The following is a 25,573-nucleotide window of genomic DNA, read 5'->3' as shown; positions in this document are numbered from 1 at the left end:
TCGAGGGCCGTGCGGGTCAGGAGAGCGGCTTGGCGCCGCGCTCCGCCAGCATCGAGGTGATGAGGTCGATCTCGGAGCGCTGCCCGTTGACCATGGTGGTCGCGAGCCGCTTCTCCACCTCGTTCCTGGAGGCGTCCACGTAGGCCTGGGCCATGGCCACGCCGCCCTTGTGGTGCTCGATCATCAGCTGCAGGTAGAACACCTCGGCGTCCTGCCCGCTGAGCGTGCGCAGCTTCGCCAGGTCGGTGTTGGTCGCCATGCCGGGCATCAGCGAACCGTCGTGCGGCTCGTAGGTGTGCCCCATCCAGGCCATCGGCCGGGCCGGCGAGGCCTGGGTCAGACCCCACTGGTCGAGCCAGCCCATCAGCATGCCGCGCTGGTTGGCCTGGGTGTTGATGATGTCGAAGGCCAGGGTCCGCACGGCGGCGTCCTGGGTGCGGTCGCGGACGATGAACGACATGTCGATCGCCTGCTGGTGGTGGGCGGCCATGTCGCGGGCGAACCCGGCCTCCGCCGAGTCGGTGGCCGGGGTCGCCGCCGCCGCGGCGGTACCGGCGGCGCTGCTGCTGCCGCCGCCCGTGACCAGCGCGGGCACGCCCAGGCAGAGGGCGACCGCCGCCGCCAGCGCGGCCGGCCACCACAGCAGCATCCGCCGCCCGCCGGACGCACCGGCGGACGCGACGCCGTCGGCCGACGGGTGCTCGGAGCCGGTCGCGGAACCGGTCGCGGAGCCCTCGGCGGGCTGCTCGGGGCCGGTCACTGGAGGCTGCACGACGCACCCGGCTCCTGGGTCTGCGGACCCTGGACGTGCTTGGTGAAGAACTGCTCGACCCGAGGGTCGTCGGCCTTCTCGATCGTCAGCTGGGTCCCCCACGCGGTCAGCGTGATGGCGCCCTTCTCCTCCGGGTACGGGCTCATGAAGGAGTACGGGGTGGCCTTGACCCTCGCCGACAGCTTCTGGATGTCGTCGGCGGAGGCCTGCGCGTTGTAGGTCACCCAGACCGCGCCGTGCTCCAGCGAGTGGACGGCGTTCTCGTTCTTCACCGGCTGGTCGTAGACGTTGCCCATGCAGTTGAGCCAGAGCGGGTTGTGGTCACCGCCGACCGGCGGGGTCTGCGGGTAGGCGACCGGGGTCTGGACGTGGTTGCGGCCCAGGTTCTCGAAGGTCTGCACGCCCTCGATCGGCACGTTGGCGGCGTCCTTCTTGGCCTGCACGGCGGCGGCCGCGGCCGCGTCCTTCTTGTCCTGCTTCGCCTTGGCGTCCAGGGCGATCCAGGTGCCGGCGCCGACCATGCCGGCCAGCAGGACGCCGGCCAGGCCGATGGCGAAGAACTTGTTGCGGCGGTCGCGGCGCTGCTCGGCGGCGCGGAGCTCGGCGATTCTGGCCCGGCGGTCGGCCTGGGCCTGCTTGCCGCTGACGCGGGCGGCCGGGTTGTTGGAGCCCTTGCCGGACTGCTTGGAGGCGGAACCCATGGAAGTTGTTTCCTTGTCCCCGCCGGGCCCTGGGGCGCGGCGGTATGCGGGGGTGACGGGGGCAGCGGACCCGTCGGCGCGGCGCCCCGCGGGGGCGGGGGTGCGGCCGGCGGTGGGTTCCGCCTACGAGCGGTGGACCTGCAGGACGTGGAGGTCGGGTGCGTGGTCCGGTCCGGCGAGGACGCCGAGCGGGGTGCCGCGCGGCAGGGCCTGCGGGGCGGCCGGCCGCGGCGCGGGGACGGCGGCCGGCTGGGGCGGGGCGTTCGGCAGCTGGGCCTCGGGCCCGCAGAACGGGTGGCTGGTGCAGCCCTTTCCCGGCTCCGGGTCCCCGCCGTCCGCGGTGCACCAGGTGAACGGGTGACCGTCGGGGTCGGTGGCGTCCACCGCCACCCCGTGCCCGGCGGAGTGCCGGTGGGCGACGGGGTGCGCGTGGACGGCCGGGCGCTCCCGGCCGGGGACCGCGGCGGCCTCCGGAGCGGTGGTTCCGGTCGCGGCCTGCGGACCGGCGACCCCGGCGGCGGCCGGTGAGGCGGACGGCGTCCGGGTGGTCGCGGCCTTGGCACGGCCGGCGCACGGCAGGGCCATCAGCAGCCCGACCAGCAGCAGCACCCACAGCGCCGCAGCCGGGCGGCCGCCCGCGGACGCGGGCCTCCCCGGCGGGGGTGCGATGGTGCCTGGCGCGGTCATGCGCACATATTAATCAGCCGAACAGGTGAAGCGGTGCCCCTCGGCGACCATCGGTTTCCCTTGGCAGACGGTCCGTTCCGTGCGGCGAAGTCCCTGTTCGGGGCGGTTTCGGGGGACTGCCGACCGGCCGCGGGGACGGTGGCCGGATCCCTGGCCCACCCGTCCGGCGGTTGTCCCCGAATGCCGGACACCGCCGTCCATCTCGGGAAGAATGACCCGAGTCCGGCTCCCGGGCCGTTCGGCAGATGGCGATGGCAGACGCACACGAGGACGAGGAGCCGCCCGTTGAGCGACCTGAGCGACCACGGCACGCCCCCGCAGCCGCACCGGCCCGCCGACGGCTGGTGGCACGCGGTCTACGCAGGTCCGGCGGGCACCCTGCCCGACACTCCGGACGCCCGGCCGGACACGGGCACCGTCGACGACTGGTTCGCCGCCGCCGCCGGGGTCGTCGCACCCCGCCACAGCCCCGCGGGCGTTCGGGCGACCGCTGCCGAGGAGCCCACGGCCGTTCCCGTGAGCGCCGGGGAGCCCGCGACCGCTGCCGGGGAGCCCGCGGTCCTGGTCGGGGAGCACGCGACCGCCGCCGGCTCCCGTGCGCCGGAGTGGCCGGAGCCGGAGGCGCCCGTCCTCGCGGTCCAGCCCGAGGAGGTCAGCGTGAACGACTGGTTCGACTCCGCCCTCGGCATGATCGGCCCGCAGCGGACGGGCGACCCCGCCGCCGTGGAGGCCCCCGCACCCGCGTCCGCCCCGGCCGCGGAGCCCGTCCGGGCACCGGAACGCGCCGGTCCGAGCTGGCGCGCCGGTCTGCCCGATCCCGCCCCCGAGGCTGCCCCGGTGTCCGCCCCCGCGGCGGAGGCGGAGGACCGGACCCCCGCGACCCCGCCGTCAGCGGCGTCGCAGCCCGAGCGCGAGCCCGAGCCCGTGTCCGGGGAGGCGCCGAGCGGGGCGGGCGGTGCCTCCGGGGCGCCGCAGGGCACCCGGTCACCCTGGTGGACGGACACCTCGCCCGCCCGCGGCGGCGCCCCGGTGACCCCCGGCCCGCGCAAGCCCCGGCCCGCCGAGAGCCCCGCCGCCGACACGGCCCGGCCCGACGCTCCCGTCCCCGCGCGGACCGATCCCCGCAGGCTGCCGGCCACCGGAGGCGGTTCCCCCGAGGAGACCGGACCGGCGCCCGACCGGGCCCGGCCGCCCCGGATGTCGCTGGAGAAGCCTCCCGTGCCCGCGCCCGGCGAGCCCTCCGCCCACGAGCCCGCCGTGCCCGTCGAGGCCGCCGAAGCCGTACCGACCGCCGAGCCCCACCCCGCTGCCGTCCCCGCTGCCGTCCCCGCTCCCGCTCCCGCCCCCGAGCCGCCGGCCGCGGAGGCCGGCCTGCCGCCGTTGCGCAGGCCGCGGGTCGAGCCGCCGGTCCCGCACGTCGGGGAGCGTCCGCCGACGTACGGCCCCGAGCCGACCGCCGTCCCCGCCGGGGATCCCGACCTGCTCGGCACCGTGGTGGCCGACATCGTGGTCGAGGGCGCCCAGTACGGGTCGGCGACCCTGCGCGCGGTCTCGGTCCGCGGGGACTCGGCCCGGTTCCGCGGCGAGCCGCGGTCCGACGCGCTGCTGGTGACGCGGTTCGGCGAGGGTGAGGACGGTCTGCTGCTGGCGGTGCTGGCCGGGCCGGGGTACCGCGAGGAGGCGGTCACCGGTTCGCTCGCCGCCTCCGAGGCCGCCCGGCAGCTCGCCGCGGCGATCGGCCGCAGCCGGGCCGAGCTCTCCACCGACCTGCGGTCCGGCGCCCGCGACCGGCTCCGGTACGGGCTGCAGCGGCTCACCGCCCGGGCGGCGGCCCCGCTCAGGTCCGAGGCCGCCCGCCGGCGCCAGACGCCCGCCGCCCCGAACACGCCGGAGGAGGACGCCGGCTCGCTGCACTGCCTGCTGGTCTCGCTGGACCCGGAGGCCACCCACCGGGCGGCGTTCGGCACCGGCCCGGGCGGGCTGTACCTGCTGCGCTCGGGGCACTGGATCGACGCGTACGCGGCCCGCCTGCTGCACCACCCGGACGGGCAGCCGCCGCTGCCCCCGGGGCCGTCCGCTCACGCGCCGCGGCCGTTCCGATTCCGGATGGTGCCCGCGACACCCGGCGACATCCTGCTGCTGTGCACCCCGGGCCTGGCCGAACCGGTCGCCGAGGAGCCCGCCGTCGCCCACTTCCTGTCCAACCACTGGGCGCACCCCCACCCGCCGGGCACGGTGGACTTCCTCCGCCAGGTCCAGGTCCGCGCCAAGGGGTACGCCGACGACCGCACCGCCGCCGCGATCTGGACGGAGTGAGGCGGCCCGGCCGGGTCAGCCGCCGAGCAGCGCCGTGGTGACGGCGGCGACCTGGGCGGCGGCCTGGTCGCGGCTCGCGCCCGGCAGGCCGATGGCGATCGGGACGGCGAAGCCGTCCAGGACGGCCCGCAGCTGTACGGCCCGGTCCTGGGCGCCGCGGCCGGGGTCGGCGCCGGCCGCGAACACCCCGGCGGCCGCGCCCTCCTCGATCAGCGCCACCAGGTCGGCCTGCCAGGGTGCCTCGATCTCCAGCTGGCCCTGCCGGATCTCGGCGCTGGCGGGGGAGCGGCCCCACACCTCGACCCAGAGGATCCAGCGCGGGTCGCCCGGGCCCTCCGGCAGGTAGAGGCCGACGTACTCGGCGAGCCGTTCGCGGACGCCGAGGTCCGTCCGGGCCAGGGCCTCGCGGCGGCGCCCGCCGAGCTGCTCCTCGCTCCAGCGCAGGGTCTCCAGCAGCAGCTGGTCCTTGCTGCCGAAGTAGTAGAGGAGGTGGCCGGCGCTCATCTGGAGCTGCTTGCCCAGCCCGGCCATGGTCAGCTTGGCCAGCCCGTGCTCGGCGATCGCGGCGCGGGCGACCGCGAACACCTCCTCGCGCGGCCTCGCCGGGCGGCGCGCCCGTGGCTCCGCCATCTGCTCTTCCTCCCGGCTGATCGGCACGAACCCCCTCACGATACGGCCCGCCGGTGCCGGACCCGCAGCGTGGCCGCCGGGCCGGGCCGGCGCGAGGGGCGGGGCCGCCCCGGGGTGCCCCGCGCTACCAGCCGCCGTGCTCCCGGCCCTGCTCGGCCTCCTGGCGGCCGGTCTCCCGTCCCGCCTCGTAGACCTTCCGCACGAACGCGGCGGCGTGCTCCTGGTCGAGGTCGTCGGTGATCCGCATCAGCTCGTCGGTGAACTCGATCAGCCAGTGTGTCGTCATGCCCCCATCACACCCCGCGTTCCCGCCCGCCGCCCGCCGGAGACCTACGCCCGCATGCCGATGCACGCCGGACGGTCCCGCCCGGCAGCAGGCTGCCCGGCGGGACCGTCCGGTGACCGGCGCGCGGCCGGGGCGATGGGGTGGGTCAGCCGATCGACGCGGCGTGCGAGGTCTCCGCCGAGTAGCCCCAGGTCGGCGCCGCGTTCCAGGGGTTGGGCTCCAGCAGGTCGTCGGTGGCGTACGCGTAGCCGGCGCCGCGGGTGAACGCGGTGTCCAGCGAGGTCCGCATCTCCGCCGCCCCCGGGACGCCGTGCACCAGGTGCCAGAAGGCGGTGCCGCTCGGGTCGAAGGAGGCGCCCGAGTAGTAGCCGGCCGTGTAGTTGAACACGTTGCCGCCCAGCCAGCCGCCGCCGGTGTACTGGGCGTAGGTGCCCTCGAAGGTGACGAAGGTGTCGGCCGTCCGGTGGCCCGGCTCCAGGAAGCAGTCGGCGATGGCGGTGCCGGGGTTGTCGACCACCAGCTCCTCCGCCGACGGGTCGAGCGCGGCCACGCGCTGCTGCACGTACTGCCGCAGCGCCGCGTAGTAGTCGCGGTCCGCGTTGTTCGTGCCGCAGTCGCGGCTGACCGTGTCGAAGAAGATGCCGTCGACGTGCAGCCTGCCGTCGGCGGTCTTCAGGTAGTTGTCCACGGAGGCCTTCACGGCGTCCATCGAGCGGGTGGCGCGCTCGGTGTGGACGTAGCCCAGGACCTTGGTGTGCGAGCCGGCCGCGGTGGTGCGGGCGCGCAGGCGGTCGGCCTGGGCCTGCCACGGTGCGTCGAACGGCGTGTCCCCGTTGCCCGGGTTGAGGATCACGATCGAGGCGGCCGGCTGGGCCGTCTCCAGCTCGGCGACCATCGGCTCGCCCGGCCACACGTACGCCGGCACGCCGATCTCCAGGCCCCGGGTGCTCTCGGCCGCGCTCGCGGTGCCGACCGCACCGACCCCCGCTCCGGCCAGCAGCACCGCGCTCGCCGTGACGGCCAGCAGTGCCTTCATTCCCTTGCGCATCACGTTCCCCCTTGTGACGGGCGGTCTGCCGCCGCCCGTGCGCATGCTAACCCGACGCACCGTCAGCCCGGCCGCGCGGCCCGGCCGCTCCGGATCTGCCGCGGCGCGCGCCGGTCAGCGGACCACGGGGGCGTGGCCCGCGTGCCAGTCCTCGATCCGCTTCCGGATGCTCGGCACCATCGGCAGGGCGCCCACCTCGGCCGGGGCGAACCACGCCACCTCGAAGGACTCGTCCGAGACCCGCAGCGCGCCGCCGACCGGCCGCCCCAGCAGGCAGACCGAGAACTCCTGCCGCACCTCGCCGTCGTCGTACGCCATGACGTGACCGGGGTCGGTGTACGTGCCCACGATCCCGGTGATCTCGATGCGGATGCCGGTCTCCTCCAGGGTCTCCCGGATCCCGCAGGCGGCGATGGACTCGCCCAGCTCCATCACCCCGCCGGGCAGCGCCCACATCCCGTTGTCGGTACGGCGCTGCAGCAGCACCCGGCCGTCCGCGCCGACCACCACCACGCTCGCGGCCGATACCAGCGAGTTGGGCGCGGGGGCCGCCGGGTCGTTCTCGTAGTCACGCCGTGCCATGTCGCTCCTGAGCCGTTCCCCGGGTGGTCGTCACAGGCTGAGGCCGGTCCCGCCGCAGGTGGTGCACGGGGACCAGTAGGTGTGCTGCCGGTGCACCTGCCGTCCGTCGGCGTCCAGGTCCACGGAGTGCCGGGTCTTCTCCGTCCCCTGCTGCCCTCCGCAGGCCGGACACGGCCGCGGCTGCTGCTCGACCACTCACCACCTCCGCCCCCCGACGCTAGCGCTCCCGCCCCCCGCCCGTCAGCGCTTCACCCCGGCCTCCCCCCACACCGGCGACGGCCGGAGCCGGGCGGTCGGACGCGCGGGGCGTGGACCGTCCGGCTCCGGCCGGGGTGGTGGGGTCAGGGCTGGGGCTGCTGCTGGGTGATGCAGTGGATGCCGCCGCCGTTGGCGAAGATCTCGGTGGCGTCGACGAGTTCGACGGTGCGGCCGGGGTAGGCCTTGGCGAGGACGGCGGCGGCCTCCTCGTCGCGGGGGTCGTCGAAGGCGCAGAGGATGACCGCGCCGTTGGCGACGTAGTGGTTGATGTAGGAGTAGTCGACCGGCTCGCCCTCCTCGTCCAGGAGGACGGTGGGGGCGGGGAGTTCGATGACCTCCAGCTGCCGGCCGCGGGCGTCGGTGGAGGAGCGGAGGATCTCGACCAGCTCGCGGCAGACCTCGTGGTCCGGGTGCGCGGGGTCGGGCTGGACGTGGGCGACCACGACGCCGGGGCGGACGAAGGAGGCGACGATGTCGATGTGGCCGCGGGTGCCGAACTCGTCGTAGTCGCGGGTGAGTCCGCGCGGCAGCCAGACGGCCTTGGTGGTGCCGAGGAAGGCGTGCAGCTCGGCCTCCACCTCCTCGCGGGTCCAGTCGGCGTTGCGGCCCTCGCCGAGCTGGACGGTGTCGGTGACCAGCACGGTGCCCTCGCCGTCGACGTGGATGCCGCCGCCCTCGTTGATCAGCCGGGAGGCGAACCGGCGGACGCCGGTCAGCTCGCTGATGTGCTCGGCGATGTGCTGGTCCTGGTCCCAGCGGGCCCAGGACTGGGCGCCCCAGCCGTTGAAGATCCAGTCCGCGGCGGCCAGACCGCCGTTGCCGTCGATCAGGAAGGACGGGCCGATGTCGCGCATCCAGGCGTCGTCCAGCGGCCGTTCGACGATCTCGACCTCGGCCGTGACGTACTTCCGGGCCTCCTCGGTCTCGCCGGTGTTGACCACCAGGGTGACCGGCTCGTACCGCACGATGGTGTTGGCGACCCGGGCCCAGGCCTCGCGGCCGGCGTGCAGGCCCTCGGGGGTGTCGAAGGTCGGGTTGGCGGTCGGGAAGGCCATCCAGGTGCGGTCGTGCGGGTGCCATTCGGCGGGCATCGAGTAGCCGAGCGAGGCGGGGGTGGCAGTCATCTCAGATCCTGTGTGGTGGTGGGGGAGGCGTCAGAGGAAGTAGAGGCGGCTGAGCGAGACGCTGTCGGCCGGGTCGGAGCGCAGCGGCTCGCCGTCGAGCGAGACCAGGCCGGTCTGGGTGACGTCGACGTGGCCGATCCGGGCGTTGCGCACCATGTCCTTCGGCCCGATGCCGCGGGTGCCGCGGACGCCCACGCGCCGCCGGCGGGTGGGGAGTTGGTCGCCGGCCACGTCCAGGTAGGAGGCCGCGGCGGCGGCCTGGGAGACGAAGGCCACCGAGATGTCCGCGGCGGTGGCGCCGTGCGCGCCGAACTGCGGCCCGAGGACCAGCGGTTCGCAGCGGTCGGTGGAGGCGTTCGGGTCGCCGACCACGCCGTACGCGGGGAAGCCGGCCTTGAGCACCAGTTGCGGCTTGGCGCCGAAGTGGTCGGCGCGCCACAGCACGATGTCGGCGAGCTTGCCGACCTCCAGCGAGCCGACCTCGTGGGCGAGGCCGTGGGCGATGGCCGGGTTGATGGTGAGCTTGGCGATGTAGCGCAGCACGCGCTGGTTGTCGTCGCCGCTCTCCGCGGTGCCGAAGCCGCCGTCCAGCGGGCCGAGTTCGGCCTTCATCTTGCCGGCCATGGCGAAGGTGCGGCGGACGGTCTCGCCGGCGCGGCCCATGCCCTGGGCGTCGGAGGAGGTGATGCCGATGACCCCGAGGTCGTGCAGCACGTCCTCGGCGCCCATGGTGCCGGCCCGGATCCGGTCGCGGGCCATCGCGGCGTCGCCGGGGAGGTCGACCTTGAGGTCGTGGGCGGAGACGATCATGCCGAAGTGCTCGCCCAGCGCGTCCCGGCCGAAGGGCAGGGTGGGGTTGGTGGAGGAGCCGATGACGTTCGGGACGCCGGCCATCTTCAGCACGTTGGGCACGTGCCCGCCGCCGCAGCCCTCGATGTGGAAGGCGTGGATGGTCCGTCCCTCCAGCACCTTGATGGTGTCCTCCACGGACAGGCACTCGTTGAGGCCGTCGGTGTGCAACGCGACCTGGACGTCGTACTCCTCGGCGACCCGCAGCGCGGTGTCCAGGGCGCGGGTGTGGGCGCCCATGTCCTCGTGGACCTTGAAGCCGGAGGCGCCGCCCTCGGCCAGCGCCTCGATCAGCGGGGCCTCGTCCGAGGAGGAACCGCGGCCGAGGAAGCCGATGTTGACCGGCCAGGCGTCGAAGGCGTTGAAGGCGTGGCGCAGCGCCCAGGGGGAGTTGACGCCGACGCCCCAGACCGGGCCGAACTCCTGGCCGATGATGGTGGTGACACCGGAGGCCAGCGAGGCCTCCATGATCCGCGGCGAGAGCAGGTGGACGTGGGTGTCGATGGCGCCGGCGGTGGCGATCATGCCCTCGCCGGAGACGATCGTGGTGCCGGTGGAGACGACCACGTCGACGCCGTCCATGGTGTCGGGGTTGCCGGCCCGGCCGATGGAGACGATCCGGCCGTCGCGGATGCCGATCGAGGTCTTGCGGATGCCCTGGACGGCGTCGATCACCACGACGTTGCTGATCACCACGTCGCAGGTCTCGCGGATCGCGGTGGCCTTGAGGTGCAGGCCGTCCCGGGCGGTCTTGCCGAAGCCGGCCAGGAACTCGTTGCCGGGCTCCTGGGAGTCGGACTCGACCCGGATGATCAGGCCGCTGTCGCCGAGCCGGACGCGGTCCCCGGTGCGGGGGCCGTGCACGGAGATGTAGTCATGAGGGGAGATGCTGGTCACGACTCGACCTCCGCGTCGTCGAAGTTGGTCAGGTAGCCGGTGGCGCGGGCCTTCTCCAGGGCGGCCTCCCGGGCGCCGGGCGCGTCCAGCGGGCCGTCGACCAGGCCGGCGAAGCCGATCGCGACCCGCTCGCCGCCGATCGGGACCAGGCCGACCTCGACCGTGAGACCGGGGTCGAAGCGGACCGAGGAGCCGGCCGGCACCGCCAGGTGGGTGCCGTAGGCGGCGGCCCGGTCGAAGGCGAGCCGCGGGTTGGCCTCGAAGAAGTGGAAGTGCGAGGTGACCGAGATCGGGACGCTCGCGGTGTTGTGCACGGGCAGGACCACGGTCTCCTCGACCGGGTCGTAGCCGGCGCCGGTACCGGGCAGGGCGGCGCCGGGGGCGTCCTCGCCCAGCGAGCCGGCGCCGCGGAACGGGTCGTTGACCACCGCGAGCCGGGTGCCGTCGTCGAACACCGCCTCGACCTGGACCACGGTGACCACGTCCGGTACGCCGGGCAGCACGTCGTCGGCGCTCAGCACCGAGCGGCCGGCCTCGATGGCCTCGGCGAGCCGGCGGCCGTCCCGGGCGGCCTCGCAGACGGTGTCGGCGATCAGGGCGGTGGCCTCGGGGACGTTGAGCTTCACGCCGCGGGCGCGGCGGGCGCGGGCCAGTTCGGCCGCTGTGAAGATCAGCAGCCGGTCCCGTTCGGTGGGGGTCAGTCGCACGGTTCCTCGCTCGCGGGGTGCCGGGGGTGCCGGGGATGGACGGGATGGACGGGGCCGGTCAGCACCGGCCGGTCGGGACGGGCCCGGTTAGAACGGCGTTCAAACAGCTGGAGCCCATTGAACCCGGGCCCGGCCGTCGTGTCCAGCGTTGCTCGCCGAGTGGCGCACCGCGCGGCAGGACGCGCGGGCCGCCGGACGGAGATCACCTCCGGGGCGGGCCGAGCCCTCCGGGCCCGTCGAGGTGTCCGCCGGCCGCTTCAAACCTCCCCGTCCGGCCGGAGCGCATCACTGCCGCTCCTTCGAGCCCCGGTTCACCCCAGGTGGTTGTTGACGCACTGTTGCACACGGCTCGAAGTGGGCATGAGGATGGTCAGCAAGCGGCCGTCGCCGATGGGGGAGCAACAGGGGCGGCCGTCCGAGAAAGGGCGGGGGCGTACGGTGATGGACGGTCAGGCGAGGTTTCCGCGGCAACGATCCGCCACGGAGGACGGGGCGGTCGGCCATCAGGGGCCCGTGGAGGCGCCACCGGCGGTGCGCGAGCCCGCCTGTGCGCTGCACCACCGGCTGCACGCCGCCCTCGACCCGGCCGACCTGGTCGCGGTCGGCGCGATCCGGCGCCGGCTGCGGGCCGCACTCAGCCGCTGGGGCGTCCCGGAGCTCGCCGACACCGCCGAGCTGCTCGCCTCCGAGCTGGTCACCAATGCGCTGGTGCACACCGGCAAGGGGGCCGTGTTCGACGCGGTGCTCACCGCCGAGCAGCGGCTGCGGATCGAGGTCCACGACGCCACCACCCGGCTGCCCGGCCGGCGCACCCCGGTCGAGTACGCCACCGGCGGCCGCGGTCTGCTGCTGGTCGAGGCGCTGGCCGACGACTGGGGCGTCCAGCTGCGGGGGGACGGCAAGGTCACCTGGTTCGAGCTCGGACCGGCCTGACCGCCGGCCCGACAAGATCATGATCGTGTGCGATCTTCACCCCGATGGTTCGTCGGCATTGCCGCCTTGCCGAACATACGAGAGGCTAGTGAGAATGTGTGTCCGGGTAGGCGGCGGGGAGAAAGGGTCCTCGACCGACCAGCACCGCCCGGACATCCCACCCGATCAAGACACGGCCGGCGCGGTCCGACGGGCCCGCCTGGCACGGCAGCGGCAGGAGAAGCATGGCGACAGAGCCCGAGCCGCCGGGGCCCGTCCGCCGGACTCCCCCGGCCCAGGCCACCAGGAGCATCGCCGCGGCCAACCCGCTGCGCACCACTCCCGGCCTCACGGCCGGGAGGATCGTGCCGCCGGTCGGCCGGGGGCTGCCCACCCGCACCGGTGACTCCACGCCCGACTGGCTCGAACCGGCGATGGCCGCCAACGGCATCGGCTCGTTCGACTGGGACATCCGCCGCGACGTCCTGGAGGGCGACCAGCGCGCCTGCGCCATCCTCGGCCTGGACAGCGAGACCTTCGACCGCAGCTCCGCCAGCTTCCTGGCCATGCTGCACCCCGACGACGCCCCCGTGGTGCGCCGCCGGGTGGAGCGGGCCGTCGCCGAGCTCGGCCAGTGCGGCGCCTACTACCGCACCGTCTTCCCCGACGGCGAGCTGCACGCCGTCCGCTTCCGCGGCCGGGTCCTCGCCGACGCCTTCGGCCGCCCCTCCCGGATGGTCGGCTTCGTCTGGGACGCCACCGTCGAGCTGCACAAGCGCGAGCGCGCCGACGAACTGGCCGCGCTGCGCGAGGACCGCTCCCGGTTCATCAAGGAGGCCGCCCGGGCCCTCTCCGAGGCGGTCACCGTCCGCGACGTCGCCCGGGTCTTCACCGAGCTGCCGCTGCCCGGCCTGCCGCCGGACGGGCTCGCCCTCGCCTCCCTGGAGGCCGGCCGGACCTCCGTCCTCGGCGCCAGCGGGTACACCCACGGCCTGATGGACCGGTTCGACCGCGCCCCGCTGCCGCCCGGCCACCCCGCCGCCGAGGCGATCCGGGGCCGCGCCCCGGTCTTCATCTCCAGCCGCGAGGACTACCGCGCCCGCTACCCCGAGGCCTGGGCCTGGGCCGACGAGAGCGGCCGGTCCGCCTGGGCCTTCCTGCCGCTGATCGCCAGCGGCCGCCCGATCGGCGTCTGTGTGGTCAGCTTCGACGAGGACCGCGAGCTGGACACCGACGAGCGCACCCTCCTCTCCACCCTCGGCGGCCTGGTCGCCCAGTCCCTCGCCCGCGCCCGGCTGCACGACGCCGAGCACGAGCTGGCCGCCGGCCTCCAGCGGGTCATGCTCCCGCGCACCGTCCCCGCCGTCCCCGGCGTCACCACCGCCGTCCGCTACCTCGCCGCCGGCTCCGGCCTGCAGATCGGCGGCGACTGGTACGACGTCGTCCCGCTCCCCGGCGGGCACGTCGGCCTGGTCATCGGCGACGTCCAGGGCCACGACGTGCACGCCGCCGGCATCATGGGCCAGCTGCGGATCGCGCTGCGCGCCTACGCCGCCGAGGGCCACCCGCCGGCCGCCGTGATGGCCCGCGCCTCCCGCTTCCTCGCCGACCTGGACACCGACCACTTCGCCACCTGCACCTACGCCGAGGTCAACGTCGACTACGGCGTGGTGTACGCGGTCCGGGCCGGCCACCTCGACCCGGTGGTCCGCCGCGGCGACGGCTCCAGCCACGTCGTCCCGGTCGCCGGCGGCCTGCCGCTCGGCATCGCCCCCGACGAGGAGTACCGGGTCACCCGGTTCAGCCTCGACCCCGGCGAGACCGTGGTGCTCTGCACCGACGGCCTGGTCGAGGCCCGCGGCATGGACCTCGACACCGGCTTCGCCCGCCTCTGCGACGTGGTCTCCGGCTACCTCCCGGCCCTCGGCGAGTCCGCCCAGGACCCGCTGGACGAACTCGCCGACCGGATCGCCTCCCAGGCCGCCGACTCCAGCGAGCGCGAGGACGACATAGCGCTGCTGCTGCTCCGCTGGGACGGCCCGGCGGGCGGCCGGGCCGCCCAGCAGCTCCGGCGCCGCATCGGCCAGGCCGACCTGGCCCGGATCGCCGAACTCCGCGGCGAACTGCGGGACGCGCTGCGCCGCTGGGGCGTCCCGCAGCTGATCGACACCGCCGAGCTGCTCTCCTCCGAGCTGGTCACCAACGCCATCCGGCACACCGACCGCGACGCGATGTTCACGGCGCGGCTGTACCACGAGGCGGACGGGGGCGGGGCCAGGGCCCGGCTGCGGGTCGAGGTCGAGGACGAGTCGGACCTGTGGCCGACCCGGCGGACGCCGGGGGAACAGGCCTCGTCCGGGCGGGGGCTGATGCTGGTCGAGGCACTCGCGGACGGGTGGGGGGTCGAGCCGCGGGGGTCCGGCAAGCGGATGTGGTTCGAGCTCTCGGCGGAATCGGCGGAATCGGCGGAGGACGAGGGCTGACGGGCCGGGGCGGACCGATGGGGCGCGGGAACCGTGCGAGGCGGACGGCGTCGTGGCCGTCCGTCGCGCGCAGCTCCACGCGCCCCATGGGGTGACCGGTCGCGGAGAGGATCCTCTACCCGAACTGCTGCTCCAGGTCCTTGAGCTTCTGCTCCAGGGAGTCGAGCCGCGGCAGGGTCATGGTGTCCTCGTCCGGGGTGAGGTCCACGCTGCGGTGGGGGGCCCGGGCGGGGAGACCGGGCTGGGTGAGCCGGCCCTCGACCGGGGTGTCCCCGGCCGTGCCGGCTATCGCGGGCTCCGAGCCGGACCCCGCCGCCGAGGCCTCCAACTGCCGGGCGGCGTCGAGCTGCCGGGCCGCACCGCGGTGCCGCCAGACCCCGCCGGGCTGCCTCCCGATGGCCCGGATCTCGGCCCGCTCGCGCCGGCTGGCCATCCGCCGCCGCTCGCGGTTCGCGGCGGCCTGCCGCTTGTCGTCGCGGACCTCCTCCACCGCCTCGTCCAGCGTCCGGACGCCCTCCAGCAGCATCAGCGACCAGGCGGCGTACGTCTCCAGCGGTGCCCGCAGCCAGCGGACGATCCGGATCTGCGGCAGCGGCCGGGGCACCAGCCCCTGCTCCCGCAGGGCGGCCCGCCGGGTCTGCTTGAGCGCCCGGTCGAAGAGGATGGCCGCGGAGAGCGACATCCCGGCGAAGAACTGCGGCGCGCCGGCGTGGCCGAAGCCGCGCGGGGCGTGCACCCAGTTGAACCAGGCGGAGGCGCCGGCGAACAGCCAGACCAGCAGCCGGGACCCGAGGGCCGCGTCGCCGTGGCTGGCCTCCCGGACGGCGAGCACCGAGCAGAACATCGCGGCGCCGTCCAGACCGAACGGCACCAGGTACTCCCAGCCGCCGGAGAGATTGAGATTCTGGACCCCGAAACCGACCAGCCCGTGGAACGAGAGGGCGGCGGCGACGGCGGCGCAGCAGAACAGCAGGACGTACGAGGCGCCCCCGTACAGGGATTCCTTGCGTCGACGGCGTTCCTCGGAGCGTTCCCAGGAATCGGAGGATCCCGCCGCGGCCGCGCTCGCCCGGCTCCGGGCGAAGGCCACCAGCGCGGCGGCGACCACCAGGGCGGCCACCGCGGTGACGGCCCAGCCCAGTGGTATGTCCGACATTCTCATGATCCTGAACCAGCCTCGCTTTCCGCATCCTGATGGCGGGGACCATCATGGCGGAGAATTCCGGAAAGGGCGGCCGGTTTCGTCGGCAATACACCGGGGAGAGGGAATTCCGAACGATATATCGAATGATTGTCGAATGAGTGGGGGATTTCATTGTGCGCGCGGACACCCGGCGCAGAGTTCCTCCGGTCGCACGGTGTAGAAGAGGCAGCAGCTGGTCCGGTTCCGGGTCCGGCGGCCCTGCTCGGTCAGGAAGCCCGCGCCGCCGACGAACGGCGACCGCGCGGCCGTCCGGTCGGTTCCCGCCGATCCCGGCCCGGCCCGTCCGGGTCCGGTGGCGGCGGGTTCCGGGAACAGCTCGGCCAGCTCCGCCGCCGCCCGGTCCTCCTCGCCGAGCAGGCCGCCGAGCTGCCAGAGCCCGCCGACCACGTCGTCCGTGGCCATGCCCCACAGGGTGCGGGAGCCGCGCCGGGTGGCCGGGCGGAAGGCGGCGATCACCGGCGTGAGGTGTTCGGCGAGCGCGGAGCGCAGCTCGGCCCGCAGGGCGGCGCGGTCCGCCACCGGGCGGGCGTCGGGCCGGTGGGCCTCCGGGTCGCCGGGCAGGCAGGCGAAGCCGTCCACCTCGACGGTGAGGCCGCCGGTGGACCGGTTGACCGAGACCCGCTCGGCGCGGATCCGCGGCACCCGGCGCTCCAGAAACCAGGGCGCGGTGAACGCCAGCGCGGCCGGCCAGAGGTAGCGGTGCAGACAGAACCCGGCCGCCACGTCGGGCCGGGGCTCGGTGCCGTGGTCGCGGAGGGTCGCCCGGGTGTCGAAGGCGATCAGGTCGCCCAGCGCGACCGGATCGGCCAGCACCCCGGCCAGGGCGGTCCAGCCCCGGCCGGAACGCGGCGGGCCGATCCGGATCCGCAGGTCGGGGAGGACGGCGTGGAGCCGCCCGAAGCTGTCGGCCAGGGGCGGCCGGCGGTCCGGCGCCGTCCCGTGGCGCCGGGCACGGATGGCGGTCATGAGGCCCCCTGCGCCCCCGGACGGCGCCGGGGGAGGGTCGGACCGGGGTTCGGGCGCGCCGGGGCCGGGGCGCCGAGCCCGGGGACGGGGAGAAGGTGGACCTGTCCGAGGCGCTGCTCCCCCCGGACAGGTTAGGCTCACCTTAGCTGATCGCGCCCCGCGCGTCCTCCACCCCGAGCCCGTCCGGGGGAGCGTCCGCCGCCGGCCCGGTGTGCAGGCGGCGCGCCAGCCACACCGGCACCCCGCCGAGCGCGTGCACCAGCCGGGAGGCCTCGGCCCGCAGCCGGGCCGCCTCCCCCGGCTCGGACACCTCCGCCAGCGAGGCCAGCGCCGGCGCCACCCCGACCGTGAAGCCGAGTTCCTCGCGCAGCCGCAGCGAGGTCCGGAAGCCCTCCCGCGCCCGCTCCCGGTCGCCGTCCTCCAGGGCGAGCCCGGCCAGGTGCCGCGCGGTGTACGAGCAGAGCAGCCCGTCCCCGCGGCGCTGGGCGGCGTCGTGGGCCCGGCGGTAGGCGATCCAGGCGGCGCCCGGGTCGTGCAGCAGGTTCTCGGCGACCAGGCCGCGGCGGAAGTCCAGCAGCGGGCGGCCCGGCGCGCCCGGCGGGAGCAGGGCCGAGGTCCGGCCGAGGGCGGCCTGGGCCTCGTCCAGCCGGTCGCGCCGGCCCAGCACGCTGGCCACGTAGGCGAGGAACCCGCGGGCGCAGGCGGCCGCCGCGCGGTGCTCCACCCCGGCCACGCCGGCCTCGGCCTGGCGCAGCGCGTCCTCCGCCCGTTCCCAGTGGTCGGCGGTGAACAGGCACTGTTCGATGAGGAGTTCGGCCCGGGTCAGGGCTGCCGAGGGGTCGCGTCCGGCCTGTGGCCGGAGCAGGTCCGCGGCCTCCTGCCAACACCCGCGCGACCGCAGCCGCCACAGGGCGTCCGCCATGCCCCCCGGGGCCGTTCCGTGCTCCGACAACGCCACCTCCTTGTGTGCGCCATCCAGCAAACGGGAGTGCTGTGGCGGCAATTCAACACGGGGGCGAGCTTGTGCACCAGATCACGAGCGGCACTGAATTGCGGAATCCGACCCTCCGTCGAGGGCTCGGCTCAGGACGTCCAGCCGGTCTCCATCAGGGCCTCCGCCGCGCCGTTGGCGGGCTGCGGCAGGCCCGCGGCGTCCAGCGTGAACAGCGCCACCAGCAGTTGCTCGCCCCGGACCAGGGCCTGCCGGGAGTAACCCGAAGTAGTGAACATCGCGGCGGCGACCTCCTCGCTGTGGAGGGTCTCCAGCCAGAGGCACTCGACCGCCTTCACGTCCGCGGGCTCGGCCCAGGTGTCCACCCGGGCGACCATCCGGGAGCCCAACAGGGTCACCGCCTCGCGCTCCTGACCCTCCGTCAGCTCCAGGTCCTCGAAGCCCAGCCACTGGAGGTAGCGGGCGGCGGTGAGCGCCGCGTCCTCGGAGGTGCGCACCGGCTGCGGCAGGAACGGCGGGCGCAGCAGCCGGTGCTCCGGGGCGGGCGGGTGCGGGGTGGGCGGCACCGCCGCGGTGTACGGCCGGGCGGAACCCGGGCGGCCGTGCGGGCCGCCGTGCTGCGGCCCCCCCGCCGGGCAGGCCGGTGGACTGCAGCCGCGGCGCCCGGTCGACCGGCAGCCGGACGGTGGCACCGCAGTTGCAGGTGAACTCGGGCTGCGGCCACTGGTCGTTGCGGCCGCAGTGCGGGCAGCGCATGCTCAGCCAGGAGTCCTCCCAGGAGCGGAACCGCACCTGCACCGGGACGCCGCCGCGCAGCAGCGGCACCCGCAGCTGGGCCCCGCAGGGGCAGGGCAGGTTCGGCGGCTCGTACAGGTGCTCGCGGCGGCAGGCCGGGCAGCGGATCGCGCTCGCGCCGGGAGCGTCGAGGCCGAACCGTGCCGGCTCGCTGAAGTCGTCGGGCAGCGGCACTGCGGGCATGACTCGCACCGTCCGTTCAGGGTCGGCTGGACAGGTCCGCCTCCATCCTCGCCGATCGGACCGGACCCCGTCGCGGAATGCGGCAATCCTCAGGGACGGCTAAGGGGCACTTCAGGGAGGGCACGGACGGACCGGGTGCGCTGCCGGACGGACCGGGTGCGCGGAATCCCGGCGCCGTGCAGCGGGCGGCCGCTAGCATCGCGCCAGCAGCGCTACCGGGGAGGGCGTCATCGTCAACACCACAGGCGGCAGGGACCACTTGAAGCCCCTGCGGCCGGAGGACCCGCGCGAGGTCGCGGGCTACCGGCTGCTCGCCAGGATCGGCGAGGGCGGCATGGGCGCGGTCTTCCTCTCCCGGACGCGCGGCCACCAGCCGGTGGCGCTCAAGGTGATCCGCCGCGAGTACGCGGAGGACGAGGAGTTCCGCCGCCGGTTCGAGCACGAGGTGCGCTCGGCCCGCCAGGTGCAGGGCTACCACATCGTCCCCGTCCTGGACCACGACACCGGCGGCGACCAGCCCTGGCTGGCCACCGCGTACGTGCCCGGCCTGTCGCTGGACGCCGCGCTGGCGGTGGGCGGCCCGCTGGCGGTGGACTCGGCGCTGCAGCTGGCGGGCTGCGTGGCCGAGGCGCTGCGGTCGATCCACGCGGCCGGGGTGATCCACCGCGACCTCAAGCCGAGCAACGTCCTGCTCGGCGGCGACGGCCCGTTCGTGATCGACTTCGGTATCGCCCGGGCCGCGGACGCCACCCAGCTGACCCGCAGCGGCGGCCTGGTCGGCACCCCGCAGTACATGTCGCCCGAGCACGCCGAGGGGCTGTCGCTCACCCCGGCCACCGACGTGTTCTCGCTCGGGCTGGTGCTGGCCGTGGCCGCCACCGGCCGGCACCCGTACGGGGACGGCGGCGCGATCACCCTGGCCACCAAGATCGCCAACACCGCGGTCCGCCCGCCGGACCTCGGCGGGTACCCGGAGCCGCTGCGCGGGGTGCTGGAGCGCTGCCTGGCCGCCGATCCCGAGGCGCGGCCGGGCGCGGCCGAGCTGGCGGTGATCTGTGAGAAGGCGGCCGGCCGTCCGCCGCGGGAGTTCGCGGGCCGGCTGCCGGAGGCGGTCGCGGCCGAGATCGCCCGGCGCGAGCTGGCCGTCCGCGAGGTGGACGAGCCGGTCGCCGTGGGCGGCGCGTTCGGCACCACGCACCTGCCGGGGCCGACCCGGCCGCCGCAGCCCGCGCAACCACCGCAGGTGACCGGGGCTCCGCAGCCGACCGGTGGGCCCGCCCAGGCGGCGCCCGCGCTCGGGAACGGGGACGGGGACGGGAGGGCGAAGCGGAGCAAGGGTCGACTGGTGCTGGTCACGGTGGTGGCGGCCGCGGTGGTGATCGCCGGGGCCACCTGGAAGCTCACCCGGGACAAGGGGGACGCCACCGGCGGGCGGACCGGCGGGCCGGCCGCGGCCGCGCCCCCGGAGGGCAGCGCCCCCGCGGCCGCCCAGAGCTCGGCCGGGGCCGCGCAGTCCGGGGCTGCGCAGCCCGGTGCCTCCGGTTCGGCCTCGGCCTCGGCGAAGAGCACCCGCAGCGCGGCGCCCTCCCCGGGCTACAAGCTGGTCTTCGAGAAGAGGCCGCTGACCATCCGCCCCGCCGGCCTGACCAACTACACCCAGGTCGACCTGGACATCCCCAAGGTGGACCCGGCCGCCCAGAACTACGGCGGCAAGTCCGAGATGCAGTACCTGGAGGGCAGCGGCGACGCCGGCTACCTGGAGTTCCTCAAGGGCACCGGGGTGAGCCAGGGCGACTCCGAGGCGGCGTGCCGGGAGGCGGCGGAGGCCAACCCGCTCGCCCGGCAGCTCAAGATGAAGGAGCTGGCCGCGACCTTCACCGCCGGCACCCGGCTGTGCACGGTGACCAGCGAGAAGAACCTGGCGATGTTCACCGTCTCCGGCCTCACCCCGCGGGCCGAGGCGTACGACATCACCGGTGAGCTGACGCTCTGGTCCATGCCCTGACCCCGCGCGGCCCGCTCGCGCCCGTCGTCCGGCAGGCGGGCCTCACGAGGTGGTGGCGCGGGTCCAGCGGGCCAGGTCCTCGGGGGTGTCCAGGTCGTCCGGGCTGGCCACGTCCGCGCACTCGACCAGGGTGAGGGCGTCCGCGTGGGCCGCGAGCAGGGCCCGGGCCCCGGCGTCGCCCTCGGCTCCGGCGGCCGCCGCGGCGAAGTACCGGGCGCCGATCAGTACCGGGTGGCCGCGCCGCCCGCCGTACGCGGCCGCCGCCAGCTCGGCCCCGGCCCGGTAGGCGGCCAGCAGCCGGGCGACCGCCGCCGCCGAGACCCCGGGGGTGTCGACCAGCATCACCAGCACCGCGGGGGAGCCGGGTGGCAGGGCCGCCAGCCCGGTCCGCAGCGAGGACCCCATCCCGGTGGCCCAGTCGGGGTTGTCCACCAGCCGGCAGTCGCCGGTCTCGGCCCGCTCCCGCACCTCGGGCGCCCCCGCGCCGAGCACCGCGACCACCGGACCGCAGCCGCCCGCCCGGACCACCCCGAGCGCGTGCTCGATCAGCGGGCGTCCCCGGTAGGGCAGCAGCGCCTTGGGCCGTCCGCCCAGCCGCCGGCCACCGCCGGCGGCCAGGACGAGGGCCGGAACCGGAACCCGCCGTCGGTCGAGCTGCCGGTCGAGCTGCCGGTCCCGCTGCCGATCTTCCATGGGCCCAGTCTGACGCCCCGTTCCAAGAGCGGGCAGTTGGACGATCACACAAGACAGCCTCGCAGGTCAGCGGCCCGGACCGGCTCTTCCACCCCTGGAGATTCCGCCCCGCGGCCCCTGTACTGGGCCCATGGCACGTAGGACAGAGCACGCGCACGGCGCACCGAACCCCCTGGTGGACCGCTTCGGCCGGGTCCACACCGACCTCCGGGTCTCCCTCACCGACCGGTGCAACCTGCGCTGCACCTACTGCATGCCCGCCGAGGGCCTGAACTGGCTGCCCAAGGCCGAGGTGCTCACCGACGACGAGATCGTCCGGCTGGTCGGCATCGCCGTCGACCGACTCGGCATCCGCTCGGTCCGCCTCACCGGCGGCGAACCGCTGCTCCGCCGCGGCCTGCCCGGCCTGATCGCCCGGCTCACCGGCCTCGGCCCCGAACTCTCGCTGACCACCAACGGCATCGGCCTGGCCCGGACGGCGGGCGACCTCAAGGCCGCCGGACTGCACCGGGTCAACGTCAGCCTCGACACCCTGCGGCCCGACCGCTACGCCGAGATCACCCGCCGGGACCGGATCGCCGACGTGCTGGCCGGTCTCGCCGCCGCCCGGGACGCCGGCCTCGACCCGGTCAAGGTCAACGCCGTCCCGGTCCGTGGGGTCAACGAGGACGAGATCCTCGACCTGGTCGCCTTCGCCGCGGAGCACGGCTACCGGATGCGGTTCATCGAGTCCATGCCGCTGGACGCCCAAGGGGCCTGGGACCGCGACAAGATGATCACCGCGGACGAGATCCTGGAGATCCTCGGCGGCCGCTGGCAGCTCGTCCCGGTCGGCCGGCACGGCAACGCCCCCGCCGAGGAGTGGCGGATCGCCGGCACCCCCACCGTGATCGGCGTGATCGCCTCGGTCACCCGCCCGTTCTGCGGCGGCTGCGACCGGGTCCGCCTCACCGCCGACGGCCAGCTGCGCAACTGCCTGTTCGCCACCCGGGAGTCCGACCTGCGGGCACTGCTGCGCGGCGGCGCCGACGACGACCGGATCGAGCGGGCCTGGCGGGACACCATCGCCCGCAAGGGCCCCGGCCACGACATCGGCTCGGCGGAGTTCGTCCGGCCCGACCGCCCGATGTCCGCCATCGGCGGCTGAGCGGCGGCCGGACCCGGCCCTTCGAACTCCCCGGCCGGTGCGCCGGTGTGAGCTTCGACATGCCCACCGGTCGCGCGGGCCGCGCGGCTTGACCCCCGGACGGCACGGCTGCTCTGCTGGTGCGCCGTCAGCCTCACACCCCGGGGGAATCCGTGCGCGCCAGCCGTACCGCCGCCGTCCTGTCCGCCCTGCTGCTGCCCGTGCTCGCCCTCACCGCCTGTACCGGGGGCGGCGGCCGGTCGGACTCCGGCGACGCCGTCCCGCCGACCGCCCGCGGCACCAACCCGCTGCAGAACCCCGACGGCACCAGGCCCGGACTCGCCCCGATCACCGCCGACGCCGACCTGCGCGGCGCCCGGGAGCTGATCGGCCGGGTCCGCACCGCCGAGCCCGGCCCCAAGACCGGGTACGACCGCGACCAGTTCGGCCCGGCCTGGACGGACAACGTGGACGGCGTCCCGCTCGGCCACAACGACTGCGGCACCCGCGACGACCTGCTCGCCCGGGACGGTACCAGGGTGGAGCACAAGGACGGCTCCGCCTGCGTGGTCACCGGGATGACCATCTACGACCCCTACACCGGAAAGACCGTCGGGTGGAGCAAGCAGCAGGCGTCGAAGATCCAGATCGACCACGTGATGCCGCTCTCCTACGACTGGCAGCAGGGCGCCGCCCAGTGGGACAAGGCCAAGCGGACCCGGATAGCCAACGACCCGCTCAACCTGATCCCGGCCGACGGGTCGCAGAACGCCTCCAAGGGCGACTCCGGTCCGGCGGACTGGCTGCCGGCGAACCCGGCCGTCCGGTGCTCGTACGCGGTGCGGTTCGCGCAGGTCTCGTTGAAGTACGAGCTGCCGGTGCGGCCGGCGGACAAGCAGGCGATGCTGGCGCAGTGCGGGGGGAAGTAGCGCAGCACCGGGGCGCGGGGAGCTGCGCGAGGGGAAGGGCTCCAGGTGAGCTGTCTTCCGCCTTCGTGCAGTTCCACGCGCCCCTGATGGGTCGGCCGACTACGACGAGGCCTTCGGGGAGGTCAGGTCGTAGACGGTGGCGTTGCCCACGGTCCTGGCGGTGAAGTTGGCCTCGACCCAGGTGGCGATCTGGGAGGAGAGGGTGGAACCGCCCATGCCGCCGCCCATGCCGCCGCCGGCGCCCATGCCGCCGCCGGCGATGAAGTAGTGGATCCGGCCCTCGGAGACGTACTGCTGGAAGCCCTCGACGGTCAGCGAGGGGTCGGTGCCGTTGAAGCCGCCGAGTGCCATCACCGGCTTGCCGGTGGCGAGTTGGTAGCTGGCCTGGTTCTGCGAGCCGACCGCCGCCGCGACCCAGGTGTAGGAGTCGGCGTCCTGCTTGAGGAGGTCGGCCAGCTCGGTGCTGACCCGGGCGCCGTTCAGCAGGCCGCCCATCGCACCGCCACCGCCCGCTCCGCCCGCGCCGCCCCGGGCGGAGCGCTCGCCGGAGCCGCCCTGGCCGAAGCCCGGCATCCCGTTGGCGGTCCCGTTCTGCATACCGTCCTGGGCGCCGCCCGGGAAGCCGCCCCGGCCGCCCTGCGTACCGCCCGGGAACCCGCCGCCCTGCGTGCCGCCGGGGAAGCCGCCCGCCTGGCCGCCGTCGCGGAAGCCCCCGGGGAAGCGTCCGGCCGCACCGCCCGGGCCGCCGCCCATGCCGCCGGGGCCGCCCATGGCGCCCGCGACCCGCGGACCGGCCGTCACGATGGACCCGGTGTGCGCCTCGGACACGGTCTGCACCGCGTACGCGGCCGGCCCGCCCAGTCCGGCCGCGATCCCGGCCAGTCCGGCCACCACCGCCAGCCGTCCGGCCGCCCGGCCGGCGAGCCGGCCCGCCAGCGGCAGGGCCACCCCCGCGGCCAGTCCGCCCAGCAGCACCGCCCACCGCAGCCACGGCAGGAACTCGGCGCTGCGCCCGAGCAGGACGAACCCCCACACCGCGGTCAGCGCGGTCACCGCGCCGAGCAGCACCGCGTACGGGAGCCGCTTCCGGGCCCGCCACAGGCCGTCCACGCCCATGCCGACCAGCGCGGCCAGGGCCGGGGCGAGGGCCACCGTGTAGTACTGGTGGAAGATCCCGGACATGAAGCTGAAGGTCAGCGCGGTGGCCAGCAGCCAGCTGCCCCAGACCAGGAAGCCGGTGCGGGCACTGTCGGTCCAGGCGTAGCGGCGGGTGGCCCACAGACCGAACACCAGCAGGATCAGCGCGGCCGGCAGCAGCCAGGCGATCTGCCCGCCGATGTCGCCGTCGAACAGCCGGGTGAGGCCGGTGCTGCCCCAGCGGCCGCCCCCGGCGCCGCCCGGGCCGCCGCGGCCGCCCCCGCCGACGCTGCCGGTCTCGTCGCCGGTCAGCCGGCCGAAGCCGTTGTAGCCGAAGGTCACCGAGAGGAAGGAGTCGTCCTGCGAGCCGCCGATGTACGGCCGGGCCGAGGCCGGCACCAGCTCGACGACCGTCACCCACCAGCCGGCCGAGACGACCAGGGCCAGCCCGGCCAGCAGCAGCTGGCGGATCCGGCGGCCCAGGCCGGTGGGCGCCACCACCAGGTACACCAGGGCGAACCCGGGCAGCACCAGGAACGCCTGCAGGGTCTTGGTGAGGAACCCGAGGCCGAACATCACCCCGGTGAACAGCAGCCACCGGGTGCTCGCCGTCTCGGTCGCCCGCACCAGCCCGTACGCGGCCAGGGTGAGCAGCAGCACCAGCAGTGCGTCCGGGTTGTTGAAGCGGAACATCAGCGCCGCCACCGGGGTCAGCGCCAGTGCCGCGCCGGCCACCAGGCCGCCGAGCGGCGAGAAGCGGCGGCGGACGGCGGCGTACACCGTGCCGACGGTCGCCACGCCCATCAGCACCTGCGGGGCGAGCACGCTGAAGGAGTTCATGCCGAAGACCCGCGCGAACAGGGCCATCGGCCACAGCGACAGCGGCGGCTTGTCGACGGTGATGAAGTTCGCGGCGTCCGAGGAGCCGTAGAAGAACGCCTTCCAGCTCTGGCTGCCCGCCTGGACGGCGGCCGAGTAGAAGGAGTTGGCCCAGCCCGAGGCGGTCACGTTCCAGAAGTAGAGGAGGGCGGTCGCGGCCAGCAGGCCCAGCAGGGCGGGTCTGGCCCAGCGCGGGTCGTCCGGACGGCCGCGCCAGGCGCGGGCCGGGAGGGTGCGCAGCCGGCCGGTCCAGGAGCCGGGGCCCTTGGGGCCGGGTTCCGGGAGCGGTGCGGGCGGGAACAGCGGGTCGACCGCGGCCTGCGCGGCCGGGGCGGCCGGCGGGGTCGGCGGCGGGTAGTCCGCCGCCTCGGGCCAGGGCTCACCGGTCTCGGGGGTGGAACTGGTCGTGGTCATGGGGGATACGCTCCGGCGCCCGGCTGAGAGAGTCATGA

23 protein-coding genes are annotated in these 25,573 nt (G+C 75.3%); 6 read left to right on the top strand and 17 right to left on the bottom strand.

Translation table 11 applies throughout. The annotated features are described in order from the left end of the window. Positions 1–16 precede the first annotated feature (16 nt). The 3 genes from ABWK59_RS09065 to ABWK59_RS09055 all read right to left on the bottom strand — a co-directional run bounded on the left by ABWK59_RS09065 (position 17) and on the right by ABWK59_RS09055 (position 2,160). A complete protein-coding gene (locus tag ABWK59_RS09065; RefSeq protein ID WP_420492913.1) occupies positions 17–649 on the bottom strand; it encodes a DUF305 domain-containing protein in 633 nt (210 codons plus the stop codon). A gap of 107 nt (positions 650–756) precedes the next feature. After that, the gene (locus tag ABWK59_RS09060) at positions 757–1,473 is read right to left on the bottom strand and encodes a DUF3105 domain-containing protein (RefSeq protein WP_354639428.1); all 717 of its coding nucleotides are present in this window, start codon (positions 1,471–1,473) and stop codon (positions 757–759) included. Between the two features lie 123 nt (positions 1,474–1,596). Then, positions 1,597–2,160, bottom strand: coding sequence for a hypothetical protein (locus tag ABWK59_RS09055; RefSeq protein ID WP_354639426.1), 564 nt, complete (start codon positions 2,158–2,160; stop codon positions 1,597–1,599). A 285-nt stretch (positions 2,161–2,445) separates the two neighbouring features. On the opposite strand from ABWK59_RS09055, the gene ABWK59_RS09050 reads away from it, so the two are divergent. Beyond that, a complete protein-coding gene (locus tag ABWK59_RS09050; RefSeq protein WP_354639424.1) occupies positions 2,446–4,476 on the top strand; it encodes a protein phosphatase 2C domain-containing protein in 2,031 nt (676 codons plus the stop codon). Positions 4,477–4,491: 15 nt separating this feature from the next. On the opposite strand, the gene ABWK59_RS09045 is transcribed toward ABWK59_RS09050, so the two are convergent. The 8 genes from ABWK59_RS09045 to ABWK59_RS09010 form a co-directional block, all read right to left on the bottom strand. After that, entirely contained in the window at positions 4,492–5,106 is a 615-nt protein-coding gene (locus tag ABWK59_RS09045) for a TetR/AcrR family transcriptional regulator (protein ID WP_354639423.1), read from the bottom strand. 124 nt (positions 5,107–5,230) lie between these two features. Continuing rightward, positions 5,231–5,392 (bottom strand): hypothetical protein, encoded by a 162-nt coding sequence (locus tag ABWK59_RS09040; protein WP_354639421.1) that lies wholly within the window; start codon positions 5,390–5,392, stop codon positions 5,231–5,233. A 145-nt stretch (positions 5,393–5,537) separates the two neighbouring features. Then, positions 5,538–6,440, bottom strand: coding sequence for a spherulation-specific family 4 protein (locus ABWK59_RS09035; protein ID WP_354639419.1), 903 nt, complete (start codon positions 6,438–6,440; stop codon positions 5,538–5,540). A gap of 114 nt (positions 6,441–6,554) precedes the next feature. Continuing rightward, the gene (locus ABWK59_RS09030) at positions 6,555–7,022 is read right to left on the bottom strand and encodes an NUDIX domain-containing protein (protein WP_354639418.1); all 468 of its coding nucleotides are present in this window, start codon (positions 7,020–7,022) and stop codon (positions 6,555–6,557) included. A 30-nt stretch (positions 7,023–7,052) separates the two neighbouring features. After that, positions 7,053–7,217, bottom strand: coding sequence for a hypothetical protein (locus ABWK59_RS09025; RefSeq protein ID WP_354639416.1), 165 nt, complete (start codon positions 7,215–7,217; stop codon positions 7,053–7,055). A gap of 146 nt (positions 7,218–7,363) precedes the next feature. Next, entirely contained in the window at positions 7,364–8,404 is a 1,041-nt protein-coding gene (locus tag ABWK59_RS09020) for an agmatine deiminase family protein (RefSeq protein ID WP_354639415.1), read from the bottom strand. A 30-nt stretch (positions 8,405–8,434) separates the two neighbouring features. After that, positions 8,435–10,150: an urease subunit alpha gene (locus ABWK59_RS09015; protein ID WP_420492750.1), complete on the bottom strand. Its 1,716-nt coding sequence runs from the start codon at positions 10,148–10,150 to the stop codon at positions 8,435–8,437. Further along, positions 10,147–10,857, bottom strand: a complete 711-nt coding sequence (locus ABWK59_RS09010) for an urease subunit gamma (RefSeq protein WP_354639413.1) — start codon at positions 10,855–10,857, stop codon at positions 10,147–10,149. The genes ABWK59_RS09015 and ABWK59_RS09010 overlap by 4 nt, the downstream gene beginning before the upstream one ends. 513 nt (positions 10,858–11,370) lie before the next feature. Between ABWK59_RS09010 and ABWK59_RS09005 the strand changes: the two genes are divergently transcribed. Then, entirely contained in the window at positions 11,371–11,790 is a 420-nt protein-coding gene (locus ABWK59_RS09005; RefSeq protein ID WP_354639411.1) for an ATP-binding protein, read from the top strand. 224 nt (positions 11,791–12,014) lie between these two features. After that, positions 12,015–14,252 (top strand): SpoIIE family protein phosphatase, encoded by a 2,238-nt coding sequence (locus ABWK59_RS09000; RefSeq protein ID WP_354639409.1) that lies wholly within the window; start codon positions 12,015–12,017, stop codon positions 14,250–14,252. 115 nt (positions 14,253–14,367) lie between these two features. On the opposite strand, the gene ABWK59_RS08995 is transcribed toward ABWK59_RS09000, so the two are convergent. The 4 genes from ABWK59_RS08995 to ABWK59_RS08980 all read right to left on the bottom strand — a co-directional run bounded on the left by ABWK59_RS08995 (position 14,368) and on the right by ABWK59_RS08980 (position 17,940). Further along, entirely contained in the window at positions 14,368–15,414 is a 1,047-nt protein-coding gene (locus tag ABWK59_RS08995; RefSeq protein ID WP_354639408.1) for a DUF2637 domain-containing protein, read from the bottom strand. Positions 15,415–15,564: 150 nt separating this feature from the next. Then, positions 15,565–16,422, bottom strand: a complete 858-nt coding sequence (locus ABWK59_RS08990) for a (2Fe-2S)-binding protein (RefSeq protein WP_354639406.1) — start codon at positions 16,420–16,422, stop codon at positions 15,565–15,567. A gap of 142 nt (positions 16,423–16,564) precedes the next feature. Continuing rightward, complete coding sequence (locus ABWK59_RS08985) at positions 16,565–17,344, bottom strand: hypothetical protein (protein WP_354644880.1); 780 nt, start codon at positions 17,342–17,344, stop codon at positions 16,565–16,567. 161 nt (positions 17,345–17,505) lie between these two features. Beyond that, positions 17,506–17,940 (bottom strand): hypothetical protein, encoded by a 435-nt coding sequence (locus ABWK59_RS08980; RefSeq protein WP_354639404.1) that lies wholly within the window; start codon positions 17,938–17,940, stop codon positions 17,506–17,508. A 671-nt stretch (positions 17,941–18,611) separates the two neighbouring features. Between ABWK59_RS08980 and ABWK59_RS08975 the strand changes: the two genes are divergently transcribed. Continuing rightward, a complete protein-coding gene (locus ABWK59_RS08975; protein WP_354639403.1) occupies positions 18,612–20,357 on the top strand; it encodes a serine/threonine-protein kinase in 1,746 nt (581 codons plus the stop codon). 42 nt (positions 20,358–20,399) lie between these two features. Here ABWK59_RS08975 and ABWK59_RS08970 read toward each other — a convergent pair whose 3' ends face one another. Then, positions 20,400–21,050, bottom strand: a complete 651-nt coding sequence (locus ABWK59_RS08970) for a nucleotidyltransferase family protein (protein ID WP_354639401.1) — start codon at positions 21,048–21,050, stop codon at positions 20,400–20,402. A gap of 130 nt (positions 21,051–21,180) precedes the next feature. Here ABWK59_RS08970 and moaA point away from each other — a divergent pair, with 130 nt between their 5' ends. Together moaA and ABWK59_RS08960 are read left to right on the top strand one after the other, a co-directional pair. After that, positions 21,181–22,197, top strand: a complete 1,017-nt coding sequence (gene moaA / locus ABWK59_RS08965) for a GTP 3',8-cyclase MoaA (protein ID WP_354639399.1) — start codon at positions 21,181–21,183, stop codon at positions 22,195–22,197. A 152-nt stretch (positions 22,198–22,349) separates the two neighbouring features. Beyond that, positions 22,350–23,105, top strand: a complete 756-nt coding sequence (locus ABWK59_RS08960) for an HNH endonuclease family protein (RefSeq protein WP_354639398.1) — start codon at positions 22,350–22,352, stop codon at positions 23,103–23,105. 99 nt (positions 23,106–23,204) lie between these two features. Here the strand turns inward: ABWK59_RS08960 and ABWK59_RS08955 are convergent, their stop codons facing one another. Next, positions 23,205–25,535 carry a glycosyltransferase family 39 protein gene (locus ABWK59_RS08955; RefSeq protein ID WP_354639396.1) on the bottom strand — a complete coding sequence of 777 codons (2,331 nt, stop codon included), beginning with the start codon at positions 25,533–25,535 and terminating at the stop codon, positions 23,205–23,207. Between the last annotated feature and the right edge of the window lie 38 nt (positions 25,536–25,573).

Source organism: Kitasatospora sp. HUAS MG31, from assembly GCF_040571325.1.
In the GTDB taxonomy this organism is placed as follows: domain Bacteria; phylum Actinomycetota; class Actinomycetes; order Streptomycetales; family Streptomycetaceae; genus Kitasatospora; species Kitasatospora camelliae.
This window is presented reverse-complemented; position numbering and strand designations above follow the sequence as displayed.